Here is a 15,088-nt window from a genome sequence, read left to right as displayed (position 1 = left end):
CTAAACAAATAATATGACCTTCTCCAAAGTTGACACACAGTTGTCAGTGTTTACTCCTTATACTTCATCTAAGAACTTAAGGAGGCTATCCCATTATGTCGACAACTCATTCACATGTTAATTCCCAAGCTAGTATTCATACTTCTGCAGAGATTAAACCTTTCCAGATCAACATTACGCAAGCCGACATTGATGATTTGCATTACCGTTTGTCTCGCACACGCTGGTCAGATGATTTACCTGGTGTAGGTTGGGACCGCGGCGTTCCCGCCAACTATTTAAAGGAGCTTGCCGAGTACTGGAGGACTAGCTACGATTGGCGTAAATTCGAGACGAAGCTTAACGAGTATCCACAGTTCACCACAACAATTGAGGGGCAAAACATTCATTTCCTACATGTAAAATCACCAGAGCCTGACGCAACCCCACTTATGCTCATTCATGGATGGCCTGGATCAATTGTGGAATTTTTGGACACCATTGAACCGCTGACTAATCCGCGTGCGCATGGTGGTGACCCCGCTGAAGCGTTCCACTTGGTCATTCCATCGGTACCTGGCTTTGGCTTTTCTATGCCGCTAAGTGAACCAGGATGGACAACAGGTCGTGTTGCCCGAGCATTTACTACGTTAATGGCTCGACTTGGCTACGACAGATACGGTGTTCAAGGCGGCGATACAGGATCATTCATTGCACCAGAAATGGGTCAACTAGATGCTAATCACATTATTGGTATACATGTAAACGCTTTGTTAACATTCCCTATAGGTGTTGAAGGCGAGATGGAGGGGTTATCGGAAGCTGATCAGAATCGTTATGCGGCAATGGAAAGTTTTAATGACGGTTACTTGCAAATTCAATCACAGCGTCCACAAACGCTTGCCTACGGTCTGCATGATTCACCAGTAGGACAACTCGCTTGGATTGTCGAGAAGTTTAAGGAATTAACCGATCCAGATGAAGGTTTGCCCGAGGACTCTATTGATCGCGATCTCATTCTTACGAATATTAGCTTGTACTGGTTTACAGGAACAGCTGGTTCTTCAGCCCAAATTTATTATGAAGCAAGACATGACGTTGCAGCTTGGGCACCGAAAGAACGTGGGACAGTTCCAACTGGCGTGTTGCTCGCACGCTCCAAAGATGTCACTATTCGCCCTTTCGCTGAACGAGAACACAATATTGTACATTGGACGGAGTTCGAACAAGGCGGACACTTCTTCGCTATGGAGCAACCGAAACTCCTTGTCCAAGATGTTCGCGAGTTTTTCCGGAAGCTACAGGGATGAGTTAGGCTTATATGCATCGTCTTGTTCAAACCTTGAAGCTTCAATAATCTAACTTCTTGGAAAGAGTCATTAAGGTGACTCTTTCCACTGAATGTTTTATCCTATTAACAACGGAGGTGGTAATCGTGAAACTGGAACGTTTAATGACGATTACAATGTTGTTACTCAATCGAAAACGGGTGCAAGCACAAGAGCTTGCCGATCATCTGGAAGTATCCTTACGTACTATTTACCGAGATCTAGATACATTAAGTCAATCCGGCATTCCGATTGTTTCCTATCCAGGGAACGATGGTGGTTATGAAATCATGGAAAACTTTCGGCTCGATCGCCAAATGTTATCGCTCAATGAGCTTCATGCCCTCTACACTGCTTTGCAAGGACTGAATACGACAAAAGCGATGAAGCAACAAACAATAGATCGGCTTTTGGACAAAGTAGGAGCACTCGTCTCGCGTACAGAGCTTGAACAACGTACAGATTCCGATCAGATCGCTATTGATTTAACCCCTTGGAAAAGCGGTGAAGCGGCTCGTGCTCTATACGAATCGTTACACTCTGCCGTTCAAGAGAAAAAGCTAGTTGACTTTACTTATACAGACAGCAAAGGAGCGGAATCCGAACGCTGTATCGAACCACATATGCTTGTCCTCAAAGGCTACACATGGTATTTACATGGTTATTGTTTGAACCGTGATGATTACCGGTTATTTAGACTTTCACGAATTCGAGATTTAATGATCCTCTCCAAGACATTCAGACGACGTTCCCTGACAATTACTGAAGTAAATGAGCAATGGGGAAACCTATGGCATCAGCATTCGGTTGATCTAGTTCTTCACTTCAAGGGTAGTACCGTTGTTACTGCAATGGACCACTTTGAATCAGTCGATACAGAAAAGCAGGCAGACGGTTCAATGCTTGTGCGGACTTGTTATCATTATACGAATGAAGATTCATTAATTGGGTTTCTGCTCAGTTTTCACTCAAACGTAACGATTATTGAACCTCTTCATATCGCTTCTGCCGTCAGGCAAAGGGCGTTAGATGTGTTTAATCTATATAAAAATTAGCATCACCCTCTAGATAACAAGCCAGTAAACCAAACCATTATCCTCTCGATTGCAACTTTTCCCCTGAACAATTGATAAGGAGATCCTATTGCCTTCCATAACGGTAATGTCAAAAAGCGCCTTTTCAAAAAAAACGATAAGCTTACTTCCTTCTCCCTATATAAAGCAGATGCGATGAAATACCTAGAACAGATGAATCTCTTGCAATAGCTATGAGGAAATTAGTCAACTTTTCTGACCCAGCTTGTTCAGTCCAATGCTGCTTTTGCTCCTGGGATAATATACCTGAGATACTTGAGGAACCGATCAGATCAATTGTCTCAAAGCCATTCTGCTCCATAAAAGGCTTTACTTCATCCGTATGAAAATAATAAGCACCCGTAAATCGGCCTTTATCGGTATGATTAAACTTCCCTTCTTCGTAAAACTCGTTTATTACATCCAAATTATTATTAGGTTGCCAATACTGCGGATATTGAAGCGATGTAATGGTCATTCTTATTCTGCTTTGGACAGCAACAAATACAATTCCATTCCGCTTCGTTACACGATGCAGCTCTCTTACTGCAGCAATTCGTTCCGCTTCTTGTTGCAGGTGATACAAAGGACCGAGCATTAGAGACGCATCATAACTTTCATCACCAATCCCATCTAACTGTGTTGCATTTAACACATGAAATCCATCAAATCGTTCTGTTAGTTCTAACTCGGATGCTTTCTGCTCGGCTATTTCAACTAGTTTAGGTGTTAAGTCAGATAACGTAACGTTATACCCTAGCTTTGCTAGCTCCATCGCATATTTACCTGGGCCTGCACCATTATCGAGTACGGAGCCCCACTTCGGTAAATATTGCTTCATATAGTGGAGATTAATCGTAAACTCAAGCGGTTCTCGATCCAGCCTTCCCCACTCATCAAACTGGGAGTAATAATCAATAACATTTTTCATCTGCCATAACACCTGCCTCTAATTTTTTGGGAAAACAGAAAAAACCTATCGCCTACAAAGAGGCGATAGGTTTAACCCTCGCGGTACCACTCTTCTTAAACGTTGCCTTATTAAACAAACAACGAGTCTTGAAAACCGATTACGGAGTTACCCGTTAAGATCTACTGAAATTCGACCTTACCACTCATGGGTGAGTTCAAGAATCGACCGACTGCCTCGCACCCTCCGACAGCTCTCTGAACAATCGCTTTTCCTTACTAGCCCCAATCATTGCGTTTCGTTTTATAGAATTGGAGCTAGTATATAATTACCATTATTTTCTGTCAATAGAAATTATACCTATGCTATTAAATAACATAATTCAACTATGCTCCGACTAACTCACTTCTCCGTTAGTTCTTTCCTAGCTATCTCAACGACTCTAATAATGAAAGGCGTTTTAGCAGTGGTGTACGCTGATCGATCATTATAATATTTCTCTGCTAACTCTTTCTTAAGCTGCGAATATTGTTCACGCACATCGGAGTGGGTTATTAAATAATCTCTAAACAAGATAAGATCTTCCCATTTCTCCCTACCGTATTGATACACGTGCAAATGATAGGTTCCAGCATTCCGCTCGCCTTTTCTAAAAAATCTTCTATTCGGAAATTGGGGATGATAAACATGCTCGTACCCTACAGCCGCTAATGGCTCTATAAATAATTTCACATCAGCTAAGTCATTTACTCCAATCATAAAATCAATGATCGGTTTTGCACTTAATCCATTAATAGCCGTGCTGCCAATATGCTCAATTGCTATCACTGTCTTACCTAATAACATCAACATCAATTCTTTTTCTTGATCATATTTCAGAGCCCAATCGCTATTGTAATGTTCTAGGACTACGACTTTATCCACGGCTTTTGCTCACTCCGCCCTCACTTTCTCATTACAGAAACAAAGTCCTTGTCTTAACTTTTTCACCCACATTAGTTCATTATTGTAAAAAGAAATTATATTTTCATGAATCATTTCCCATATATAAATCTCTCGTGGACTTCGATTTGGGCAATTGGTTTCCCTCATCCTTTTTTCCTGTTGAAGTAAGATTTGTTGCTTTATCTCTCTTTCATATCCAAATAACTGTGCATTAAATTCGTTTGTATTAAGCTGATCTGACCATGCAAGTTGAATGAGAAACGTTTTCTTAAACTCTGGAGGTTCAGGAGCAAATTGCAAGCTCCGCTTAAGCTCCGCCTTCCCTGCTTCGGTAATCGTATAGATCTTTTTGGCCGGTGAGCCCCCTGGATGTTGTTCTTCGTTAGTTACGAAATCCGCTTCAAGCAACTCGCCTAATGCTTTATAAATTTGATTATTGTTGCCGGACCAATACATAAAAGGTGACTCTTGAATGATTTTTTTCAGATCATATCCCGTTAAAGATTGACTGCTTAATATCCCAAGTATTGCGAAATTAATATACATCATTTCACCTCATAATTATTTACCCTTCAATAACCATAATATAAAAATACTAAAAAGAAAATATTGTATTATTTTTTATTACAAAAACATTATACTACATTGAAATAAAAAAGCATCCTCTTAAATGAAGATGCCAACGTATCATCCTATATAACGTTCCCTCATTGCCTTTCGTTGCAATAAGCTTTAATTAATCGGCGCTGATCTGCTACTTTATTTGCAATATACTGATTCATATATTCATTGCCGTTTCTGTTGTTAAACGCCGTTGCTATACGATCAATTTCATTGTCCAACCATTCCTACGTTACGCTATCGGATTCAGCAAGTTTTTTCCTCCGCTTCGACTTGCTCCATCGCTTCAGGTCCGTAATGAACAGCCATACCTTGTTTGGCATTGTTATTCAATCCTTACCAAACGGTTGCAAGTTAATCTAGTTGAATGATTTATCGATGCTCACATTGCTCACCGCATAAGTAACACCACGTTTAGTGTCAAACTCCTTGTGTAAAGATTCCGATTTTTCAGCCAAATCTACGTAGGGTTGTACTGTAATATTGATCTTGTCGTATTTATGTCTAAAATGATTTCCCTCTTTGGCGATTCTTAATGCTCCCAAATAATTGTCACTGAGCGCCCATACAGCACGGTTTATATCTGCTAAAATTAGTGCTCCTGTACACATTGGGCAAGGCTCTACTGTTGAATACAATGTACACTTATTTTTATATTCGGGTTGGAACAACAGCTTTCCAGCCCCTCTAATAGCGTCAATCTCTGCATGACAGGTCGGGTCCCACGCAGTAAATACTTGATTTCTTCCACGACTGATTACATCTCCATTCGGGGCCACTAATACGGCGCCAATTGGTATACTGCCTTCACATGACGCTTTCTCTGCTTCTTCAAAAGCTAATTCAAGATAATAACGGTCGCTCTGCATATTCAGTCCCACTTCCTTCATTAACTGTACCGAAATGTAAGATTGAGTAACTATTCGTCTTATATTAGCTTGTTTCCTTCCATTCAAGAAAAAAAGCACCACCCTCTTAAAGGATGTTGCTTGTTCTCCTTTATCGTCTATTCAGAGCGCTCCGCTTCCCACTCTTCCTTCAATATTCCCATGATAATTCGGCTATACTTTTTTCCTTTTAACTGTAAATCTAAGCTTTTCTCCATGAAATAAACTTTTTTTGTTTGGTGTTAGTGTCATAAAAAATCTCCTTGTTGCTTATTTGATGTTCACCTCTGTGCGACTTTTCGAGATATTAACAACCCCAATCATTGGCATAATTCCCTTGTATATTAGTGTACGTATACGTACTTCTCATATCTAACTTTTAGCCATCGGCTACAGCGATCATATCATAATCAGCTTGGAGTTTATTGGTACAGAAATGATATAATCGAACTATACCCAGTCCACCTAAATTGGAGGAGCTTACTTGTTTCGTATCATGATTGTAGAAGACGACGAAAAGATTAGAACAATCGTAGCTGACACGCTGAGTAAATGGCAGTATGACGTCGTGGTAGTATCATCTTTTGAAAAAATAATGGATGAATTCACAGTTGCCCAGCCGCACTTAGTCTTGTTAGACATAAACTTACCGTTATTTGATGGTTTCTATTGGTGCCAGCAAATTCGATCGGTCTCAAAAGTACCGATTATTTTCATATCTTCACGCAATCAAAATATGGATGTTATTATGGCTATTAATATGGGTGGCGACGATTTCGTTCAAAAGCCCTTCGACCTCGGTGTTCTCGTAGCCAAAGTAAGTGCATTATTACGTCGTAACTATACGTACCAAGACGAGAGTCTTCATCTAACTCATCGTCACCTCAACTTTCACTTATCCAATTCCTCTATTCAATATGGTGAACAGACATCGGAGTTAACACGAAATGAATTTATTATTTTACAAACGATGATGCGGAATATCGGAAAAATCGTCTCGCGAGACGATTTAATGCAAGTACTGTGGAATGATGAGCAGTTCATTGATGACAATACACTGACCGTTAACGTCAATCGACTTCGCCGCAAAATAGCCATGTTAGGACTCGAAGATTTCATCGTTACTCGCAAAGGAATGGGGTATATCATCGAATGAAATTTTGGCGATTTCTCACGTATGAAAGGTCCTACCTCTACTTCTATGCTGTTACATTCTTTCTAACGATTATGGTGTTTGCTATCGATCCCGAGCTAACTTGGCGGTGGCAAACTTTTTTCTATGCGCTGACTCTCGTTCTATTATGGCTAATCTTCTTTTTCGTTCATCGTTATTTAAAGACGGTGCGAGCCATCCGCGGTATGCATAACGAAGATGCTGAACCACTTTCGCTAGAATCCGAAGCTTATCACGAGACTATGGAACAGCAGCATTATCAACATATCCGAGCATTAAATGACGTTCAAGCGAAGCAAAAAGAACATTATGATTTCATCGTATCTTGGTTTCATGAGATTAAGACGCCTATTGCAGTCTTGCGATTAATGCAGCAAACAGAAGTCGATCCAAAAAGCTTAGAGGAAGAAATATCTCGCATTGAACACTATGTGGATCAAGCTCTCTATTATGCTAAGCTCGATAGTTTTAGCCAAGATTATGAAATCGTCAATTGCAATTTAGATCTGCTGGTCAAGGGGGTCGTCAAATCCCATTCCAAAACGTTCATTTCCAAAAAAATTAAAATCCGATTGGATACTCCATCTACCGTTGTACAAAGTGATTCCAAATGGCTATCTTTTATCGTCAACCAAATCGTATCGAATAGTTTAAAATATTCGAATGACTTTGGTGAAATTTCGATAGCAACACAAGTTACTCAGCAAGAAAAATTGCTCATTATACGCGATAATGGCATCGGTATTGAGCCTAAAGATTTACCGCGAATTTTCTATCGAGGTTTTACAGGTTCCAATGGACGTACATATACGAAATCAACTGGTATGGGCTTGTATCTAGCTCAAGAGCTTTCCAAAAAACTGGGGCATTACATTACATGCGAATCGACGCTCGGCAGCTTTACAGCGTTCACTATCCATTTCCCCAAAAACTATGATCCGCATCTGAGCGTGCTGCAAAGTCATCAAAAAACGCAATAACCTAGAATGGTCATTGCGTTTTATAGATCTAATGATTGTCATTAACGATTTTGTAATAAAAAGTTGTAGAAGAAGCGTAGAACAATAAGTAGATCAGGAAATACACGCCCATAATCGTCCATACTATGCCTGTAAGCTCAGGGAAATCTTTTACGGAATCGAGAATGTAATACTTAATAATAAACCAGCTATGCAGAACTCCCAGCACAAGCGGCGGCAAAAATACAAACAGTAACTGCTTACGTATTACACTTTTCATCTCTCGATTATCGACACCGATTTTGCGTAAAATGGCATATTGTATTCTTTCATCTGTTGCCTCTCGCAATTGCTTGAAATAAATGATGCTCGCAAGTGCAAAGATTGCAATCAAAGCGAGAAACCCGCTAGAAAACAACATCAGTGACGAACCTTCGATTTGCTTAGAGTATACATCGGAAAATGAGGAGTAATAGGCATCTGGCGTCTTAGTGACAATTGCGTGTACTTGTACAGATAGCTCCTGCGCATTTTGGGCGTCTTGAAGCCCATAGATTTCAAAGCTTTGTTTATTTGCATGACCCATCAAACTATCGTACTTTTCTTCAGAAATAACAATCACCGCTGGTTTAATGACCATGGACGTTATCGGATCTGATGCCCATCCGAGGTATGCATAGTCCTTTTTCTGGGTGAGCTTAAACGTTGTCTCTACATTCGTCTTAACTGTAAATATCGGTTGCTCACCTGCTGCAAAAGCAGTTGGGAAGTCTGAACCTTGGGATAAAGAAACTGCTTCATCTCCTTGTAGCTGCACATGCTCATCATGTCCCCGTAGTTCAATCATCTCGTTATAGGTTTTCTCAGATACAAGTAAAACATCTGACCAATAATATTCAGGATTATCAAAGGCTACATTCATATCCGTTATTGGAGTTGAGACTATTCCCTCGTGCTTAAGATGATAGTTAATCTCATGTTTAGAACGCTTAATCAATTCATCAATTTTATTAGTTGTTGCGCTGTCTAACGATTGGAAAGCCATATCATTAGGCAAATTTCGCTCTACTGCTTCGAATTGCACTTTATAGTTTATCGTTACAAAACAAAGCAACATCATAATGGCAGCACTGAACAATGAGATAAAAGTTAGATTCAGCGTGTTTCCCCGAATTTGGAATCGAAGTGAAGAAGTCCACAGCACCGTATTTCCTTCATGATAGGTTTTGCGACGGCTTATCCTTTGAAGCAACCATCCGACGAATTGGCGAAAAAATAAATAGGTGCCTCCTATAATACCGATAGCGACAGCTATTAAACTTATTTTCGGATAGTCTTGCCATACGACAGAACCTTTTCCGCTGCTAATTAAAGTAAAAGCCATACCAAGCAATAACAGAGCCAAAATAGCCATGAATGCTGACGTTCGAATCGGCTTCTCCATCTTTTGTTTGGCATGAAACAACTCAGTTAACTGTACACGGTTAATCGTAATATAGCTTTGTATACTAATAATGATAGCTAATAAAAAGAATACACCTGTCGTCAGAGATATCGCTTCAATAGGAAAGTTGAGAGAAATAGGCTGATCATATTGCATCAATTTCATGAGCAGCATTCCAAAAAGCTTGGACAGTAGCCCTCCTAGCAGTACACCCGTAATAAGAGATACTGCACTTATAAAAAGCGTCTCGTAAAATACCATTCGCGTAATTTGTTTTTCACTTAATCCGTACAACAAATACATACCAAACTCTTTTTTCCGTTGTCTCATAAAAAATGAGTTCGCATATAGGATAAAAAAGATGATAAACAAAAAGATCGCGATTGAAGCAAGAGCTACACCAGTTTGGAAGTTTTCGCGATTTTGCAGCGCACCTTTAAGGTCCTCATTAAACATAAGCGAAGAGAACGTAAATTGAATGATGACACCGATAATCATCGAAAACAAATAAATCGAGTAGAGACGAAAATTACGCTTAACGTTTCTAATCGTTAAATCCAATAAGCTCATCGCAGCTTGCCTCCTATCAAGCTCTGGATTTCCATAATCCGATCATAGAACGCTTTCTGTGTTTGATCGCCAGCGTAAATTTCGTTCACAATCGCTCCATCACGTAGAAAAATGACTCTTTTGCAATAACTCGCTGCATAACTATCATGAGTAACCATCATAATTGTCGTCCCGAATGATTCATTTAAGCCAACCAACTGCTCCAATAACTGCGTTGCCGATCGTGAATCAAGCGCTCCTGTCGGCTCATCAGCAAATACAATTGCTGGGTTAGTTATCATCGCCCTTGCCGATGCCGCTCGTTGTTTCTGACCGCCCGATATTTCATTCGGGTATTTATGAAGAATGCCCTCGATATTTAGTGCCTGCGAGATGGGTAGCAATCTTTGTTCCATTTCTGTTGCCTTGACCTTACGAAGGGATAGCGGCAACAATATGTTTTCTTTTACCGTTAGCGTATCCAGCAAGTTGTAATCTTGAAAAATAAATCCCATACGCTCCTGCCGAAATTGTCGCAAAGAACTCTTTTTAAATTCAAGTAGCGACTTTCCCTCCAGCCAAACATCACCGCCGGTAAATTGGTCAATCGTGGATAACACGTTCATAAGTGTGGATTTCCCCGAGCCTGATGGCCCCATAATCGCCGTAAGTTCCCCCGAAATAATCGTTAAATCAATACCTCTTAAAACTTCAGTTGAACCATATTTTTTAGATAAGTTAATACTTTGAATGACCGTGTTCATCGTATTCCTCCTCCCTCTCCTGTTATTTACTATAGTCAGGATTCGGAATTGCAACCATAGAAGTAGCATGAATCAATGTGACGTTTTTGTCACTAACGAGGATCAGAAATCTGACTTATATACTCCTAATTTGAAAATGATTCAGAAATCGTTGAATAAATAGGTTACTGATTTGAGCGCTTTTATTTCTTTCAGAACGCACCCATCCAAGATGAATGGGAAGCTGCCTCACGCCATCTATTTCGCGCGTAACAATATCGCCATTCAACGTGTGTGGGCTATCAAAAAAAGAAAAATCATAGCCTAAAGTGGCAGCTAGGTTTTCCTTCATTGCAGTAGCTATCGCGTTTGGGTTATTACTCGTAAAAAATATAGGGAGTTGACCGTGTGCTTCAGAAAAACCACGCTCAAATTCATGAATGAATGGTTCGTCGTACAATGCAAAGGATTGATGTCTCATATCCTCTGGTGTTACTTTGTTTCGGATGGCGAGCGGTGAGTTCTTCCATACGCCTATGACGATATTACTTTCCCAAATGGGTTCAAACAACATCCCTGTCCCGACTATTGAAGTATCGTCTCTAATTCCAATAAGCCCGATATCTACCTTGTTATGTTTAATTTCATCCAAAATTTCATCGGACATCCCTTCAATAATGCGAAAAGAAACGTTGGGATAATCATTTTTGAAGCTAGCCACCGTTTTTACAAGAGCGCTCATTGCGCCAGGTATCGAAGCCACTCGCAATTCGGCATGCATCACTTCTGATAGCCGCATTGCTCCATCTTTTATTTCTTGCAGTTTATTCACTACTTCTATTGCTTTCTGAATAATGTCCATACCTTCTTTTGTCGGCACTGCTCCGAGCCTCGTCCTAGTAAATATTCGAACACCTAATTCAGATTCCAAATTTGCAATCGACTGACTGACTGCTGACTGAGTAACAAATAGATTACTCGCTGCCTTTGAGAGTGAATGCGTTTTTGCTACTTCGATAATATAGTGAAACTGCTCAAGATTCATTGCTATAACGCCCCTTCATTAGTTCAACTAATACTATGATTACTAACATTAATTATTTTGATACATTATTCGTGAAGTATACTTTAAATGTAATCCGCTTGAATAGTATGTTTTTCGGGTATCCTATCCGGGATAAACACAAATTTACAGCATCAAAATGAGCTCGGTACTATGAAATTACACGGAGGTTATGACAGATGAAATTTGCAAATAAAGTAGCTGTTATTACTGGCGGCGGTAGTGGCATTGGCAGAGAATCATGCTTGAAGTTCGCACAAGAAGGTGCAAAAGTAGTCGTTGCCGATTACAACGAGATAACAGGGCAAGAAACAGTAGATTTGATCAAAGCACTAGGCAAAGAGGCAGCGTTTACAAAAGTAGATGTTGGTGACTTTGATCAGGTTGAAGCAATGGTCCAATTTGCGGTTAATACGTTTGGCCGCCTTGACATCATGTTTAATAATGCGGGTATTGCATCACCTGCTCCGCTTCTTGAGCACACGCCAGAAATCTATCATAAAGTAACGAGAATCAATCAAGACGGAGTATATTACGGTATTTATGCTGCCGCTCGTAAAATGCAGGAGCTTGGTAACGGCGGCGTCATTATTAACACTGCCTCAGTTATGGGATTTCTCGCAATGCCAAATGGATTTAGCTACAACGTAGCAAAAGCAGCAGTCGTCATGATGTCACAAGTTGCAGCACTTGAGCTTGCACCTCATAACATTCGTGTTGTTGGAGTTGCACCCGGCTTTGTACACACCAATATCGTTAATACCTTGAAAGAAAAAGGCATGGAGGATCCTATTGCCAAAAAACATATGCATGGCGAATTTCTAAATCCTAATCAAATAGCCGACACCGTTTTGTTCCTCGCATCAGATGCGGCAAGCGGTATTAACGGCAGCACCATCAAAGTTGATGACGGGTATGCTTCGTTTAAATAATAACGCTAAATTAATCAGATTCCATAAAAATATTAAAAGAACCTTTAATCCTATTGCAATAGCTGGATAAGGGTTCTTTTTGCGCACAACACATTTAATAGTTTACTTTATTTGTAAAGTGAATTAACATTTGTATGTGCAAACAAATATGTTTATATTTACCACAGCCGAAATGAGGTAATCATCGTGCTCCAGACTTATTTAAAAGAATGTTTGTACTTCACAGCAACACGACTAAATAGAGTTGTGACCCGAATCGTTGAAGACGAGTTTGCCAAATCCGGCTTAAATGCTTCGAGTGCTTATTTGATATTAGCCGTTATTGAAGAAGAAGGAATATCCCAGAAGAAGTTAGGTGAAATTCTTTACTTACAACCTTCAACCGTAACACGCCTTATTGAGAAGCTTGTCGTGAAGGGGCTTATCTATAATCGCGTTGATGGTCGGATGTCACTCATCTATACAACGGATAAAGGTAAAGCTTTGGAAAGTATTATTCATGAATGTTGGAACAACCTTCGCATACGATTAAATGACATATTAGGTGATGGTGAAGGCGACAAACTGTCCTTAGATTTGTTTAAAGTGAGCGATCAGCTGGAACAGATCAACTAATTACTTTCTTTTTCACTCCACCCTCCGTTTGGCTTTCTTGTATATATATCTAACGAACTCAGTAACGCTTATTTGACCAAAATGACGCTGATTTTTATTTTTACGAATCCTAGACACGTTATATTGAGATAAAATGCTCCTTTGTCGCCTTGTATTGTTCAATAGCGCTATTATGATTCGTTAGAATTAATGAGGGGCACTTTTTAGCATAATAAGCTCGTTACAGTTCGTTAGATAGAATTAGCTGTTCGATTTCTTACTTTGTAACCCGATTTGCTGATACTCCATTATTTCTATAAAAACATTTGCTTGTGCAAACAACTTTATAGTTAATGCTTTTGTTTTGATGTTTATGAAGCTCTTGATGTTTAAGCCACCGCGTCTGAACGGTTCTGAATACAGCATTTGAGGTTTAGAAAACAAAATCTGAAAGGTGGTGATGCAACCCTGTTTGGTCGTTAAATGAGTAACAAAAACAATAATGAGGAGGATTAATATGAGCGAAAAACAATCGATGAAAAAACCTATTTTAGTTATTGGAGGTATGGGTAAGACAGGACGCAGGGTGGTAGAGCGTCTTGCGGAGCGAGGCATTCCCTCACGAATCGGATCACGTTCTAGTGAACTGCCCTTCGATTGGCAAAATAGATCTACATGGGCACCTATACTTGAAAACGTAGAGGCCGTATTTATCAGTTACTATCCCGATCTAGCTATGCCAGGGGCAGCCGATGATATTCGTACACTTGCGAAGCTAGCGCTTGCTAAAGGGATTCGTCGCCTCGTATTATTGTCAGGTCGCGGTGAAGCAGGTGCACTTGCGAGCGAGCAAGCTCTGCAAAACTCAGGCGCTGACTGGACGATTGTTAGAGCTAGCTGGTTCAGTCAAAACTTCAGTGAAAGCTTCTTGCTGGATTCCGTGCTTAGCGGCACAATTGCTCTTCCAATTGGAGATGTAACAGAACCGTTTATAGATGCAGAGGATATTGCGGATGTAGCTGTTGCTGCACTGACGGAAGAGGGACATACTGAACAGCTCTATGAGTTGACTGGCCCGCGTTTGCTTACTTTTGCTCAGGTCACTGAAGAAATTGCACTAGCAAGTAAGCGAGATATTGCTTATGTGCCGATCACTAAGGAGCAATTCGTAGGTGGATTAGAAGAGCAGAACTTACCGGTTGATTTTACAAACTTATTAATTCAGCTATTCACTCACGTACTGGATGGCCGTAATTCATACCTAACGGACGGTGTACAACGTGCACTCGGTCGTGAGCCCCGAGATTTCAGTGATTACGCGCAAGAGGTTGCTAAAACTGGCATATGGGATCAGGTGCAATCGAATGAATAATGCCCTCTATTTTTTAACCGCACTTACAGCAGTCGGTTCTGGAGTAGTTGGAGGAGTACTGTTCGCCTTCTCATCTTTTATTATGAGAGCTCTCGCCCGTCTCACACCCGAGCAAGGTATTGCTGCTATGCAGTCTATTAACATCACCGTCATTAATCCGTTAAGCGGCATTCTGTTTCTGGGAACTGCACTTACTAGCGTCTTCCTCATCATCGTCTCCCTCACCCGCTTCAGTGATCCTGGCTCAATCTATCTTCTTGCTGGCAGTTTGTTATATGTCGTAGCTATCCTAATTACAGGGGCATTTAATGTACCTCTTAATAATGAACTAGCATCCGTACAGCCTAGCAGTAGCGTTGGTGCAGAGCTATGGGCACATTTCATTCCTACGTGGACAAAATGGAATCATGTTCGTACACTAGCTTGCATCGGTTCATCTGCATTACTCATCATCTCACTAAGTAAGTTTTTCAAATAATCCAAACTCACAAACAACCTTCAGACCGTTTGATTGA

General features: G+C 40.4%; 17 protein-coding genes and 1 other annotated feature. Of the genes, 8 read left to right on the top strand and 9 right to left on the bottom strand.

Features of this window, described 5'->3' with window-relative positions; all coding sequences use genetic code 11:
- Positions 1-95 precede the first annotated feature (95 nt).
- Positions 96-1,289, top strand: coding sequence for an epoxide hydrolase family protein (locus I6N90_RS17465; RefSeq protein ID WP_197936907.1), 1,194 nt, complete (start codon positions 96-98; stop codon positions 1,287-1,289).
- Positions 1,290-1,414: 125 nt separating this feature from the next.
- Positions 1,415-2,362 (top strand): helix-turn-helix transcriptional regulator, encoded by a 948-nt coding sequence (locus I6N90_RS17460; protein ID WP_197936906.1) that lies wholly within the window; start codon positions 1,415-1,417, stop codon positions 2,360-2,362.
- A 142-nt stretch (positions 2,363-2,504) separates the two neighbouring features.
- On the opposite strand, the gene I6N90_RS17455 is transcribed toward I6N90_RS17460, so the two are convergent.
- The 5 genes from I6N90_RS17455 to I6N90_RS17440 form a co-directional block, all read right to left on the bottom strand.
- Complete coding sequence (locus I6N90_RS17455) at positions 2,505-3,311, bottom strand: class I SAM-dependent methyltransferase (RefSeq protein WP_197936905.1); 807 nt, start codon at positions 3,309-3,311, stop codon at positions 2,505-2,507.
- 55 nt (positions 3,312-3,366) lie between these two features.
- Positions 3,367-3,591 (bottom strand) — a binding site (T-box leader).
- 101 nt (positions 3,592-3,692) lie between these two features.
- On the bottom strand, positions 3,693-4,214 hold the full coding sequence (locus I6N90_RS17450) for a GrpB family protein (RefSeq protein ID WP_197936904.1): 522 nt from the start codon (positions 4,212-4,214) through the stop codon (positions 3,693-3,695).
- Positions 4,215-4,223: 9 nt separating this feature from the next.
- On the bottom strand, positions 4,224-4,784 hold the full coding sequence (locus tag I6N90_RS17445) for a PadR family transcriptional regulator (protein ID WP_232243079.1): 561 nt from the start codon (positions 4,782-4,784) through the stop codon (positions 4,224-4,226).
- A 158-nt stretch (positions 4,785-4,942) separates the two neighbouring features.
- Positions 4,943-5,077, bottom strand: coding sequence for a hypothetical protein (locus I6N90_RS25120; RefSeq protein WP_269669519.1), 135 nt, complete (start codon positions 5,075-5,077; stop codon positions 4,943-4,945).
- A gap of 138 nt (positions 5,078-5,215) precedes the next feature.
- Entirely contained in the window at positions 5,216-5,812 is a 597-nt protein-coding gene (locus I6N90_RS17440; protein WP_197936902.1) for a nucleoside deaminase, read from the bottom strand.
- Positions 5,813-6,227: 415 nt separating this feature from the next.
- Here I6N90_RS17440 and I6N90_RS17435 point away from each other — a divergent pair, with 415 nt between their 5' ends.
- The gene (locus I6N90_RS17435; protein WP_232243078.1) at positions 6,228-6,899 is read left to right on the top strand and encodes a response regulator transcription factor; all 672 of its coding nucleotides are present in this window, start codon (positions 6,228-6,230) and stop codon (positions 6,897-6,899) included.
- A 71-nt stretch (positions 6,900-6,970) separates the two neighbouring features.
- Positions 6,971-7,897: a sensor histidine kinase gene (locus I6N90_RS17430; RefSeq protein ID WP_232243077.1), complete on the top strand. Its 927-nt coding sequence runs from the start codon at positions 6,971-6,973 to the stop codon at positions 7,895-7,897.
- Between the two features lie 28 nt (positions 7,898-7,925).
- On the opposite strand, the gene I6N90_RS17425 is transcribed toward I6N90_RS17430, so the two are convergent.
- From I6N90_RS17425 to I6N90_RS17415, 3 genes are all read right to left on the bottom strand, one after another.
- On the bottom strand, positions 7,926-9,890 hold the full coding sequence (locus tag I6N90_RS17425; protein WP_197936900.1) for an ABC transporter permease: 1,965 nt from the start codon (positions 9,888-9,890) through the stop codon (positions 7,926-7,928).
- Positions 9,887-10,633: an ABC transporter ATP-binding protein gene (locus tag I6N90_RS17420; RefSeq protein ID WP_197936899.1), complete on the bottom strand. Its 747-nt coding sequence runs from the start codon at positions 10,631-10,633 to the stop codon at positions 9,887-9,889. Before I6N90_RS17420 ends, I6N90_RS17425 begins: the two co-directional genes overlap by 4 nt.
- Positions 10,634-10,748: 115 nt before the next feature.
- Complete coding sequence (locus I6N90_RS17415) at positions 10,749-11,657, bottom strand: LysR family transcriptional regulator (RefSeq protein ID WP_197936898.1); 909 nt, start codon at positions 11,655-11,657, stop codon at positions 10,749-10,751.
- Positions 11,658-11,854: 197 nt separating this feature from the next.
- Between I6N90_RS17415 and I6N90_RS17410 the strand changes: the two genes are divergently transcribed.
- Positions 11,855-12,607: an SDR family NAD(P)-dependent oxidoreductase gene (locus I6N90_RS17410; RefSeq protein WP_197936897.1), complete on the top strand. Its 753-nt coding sequence runs from the start codon at positions 11,855-11,857 to the stop codon at positions 12,605-12,607.
- Positions 12,608-12,793: 186 nt separating this feature from the next.
- A complete protein-coding gene (locus tag I6N90_RS17405; RefSeq protein WP_197936896.1) occupies positions 12,794-13,222 on the top strand; it encodes a MarR family winged helix-turn-helix transcriptional regulator in 429 nt (142 codons plus the stop codon).
- Positions 13,223-13,462: 240 nt separating this feature from the next.
- On the opposite strand, the gene I6N90_RS24860 is transcribed toward I6N90_RS17405, so the two are convergent.
- Positions 13,463-13,627, bottom strand: coding sequence for a hypothetical protein (locus I6N90_RS24860; RefSeq protein WP_232243076.1), 165 nt, complete (start codon positions 13,625-13,627; stop codon positions 13,463-13,465).
- A 91-nt stretch (positions 13,628-13,718) separates the two neighbouring features.
- On the opposite strand from I6N90_RS24860, the gene I6N90_RS17400 reads away from it, so the two are divergent.
- Together I6N90_RS17400 and I6N90_RS17395 are read left to right on the top strand one after the other, a co-directional pair.
- On the top strand, positions 13,719-14,573 hold the full coding sequence (locus I6N90_RS17400; protein ID WP_197936895.1) for an NAD(P)H-binding protein: 855 nt from the start codon (positions 13,719-13,721) through the stop codon (positions 14,571-14,573).
- The gene (locus I6N90_RS17395; protein ID WP_197936894.1) at positions 14,566-15,051 is read left to right on the top strand and encodes an anthrone oxygenase family protein; all 486 of its coding nucleotides are present in this window, start codon (positions 14,566-14,568) and stop codon (positions 15,049-15,051) included. Before I6N90_RS17400 ends, I6N90_RS17395 begins: the two co-directional genes overlap by 8 nt.
- The last annotated feature ends 37 nt before the right edge of the window (positions 15,052-15,088 follow it).

Origin of the sequence: Paenibacillus sp. GSMTC-2017 (genome assembly GCF_016019935.1) — a bacterium.
Classification (GTDB): Bacteria; Bacillota; Bacilli; order Paenibacillales; family Paenibacillaceae; genus Pristimantibacillus.
This window is presented reverse-complemented; position numbering and strand designations above follow the sequence as displayed.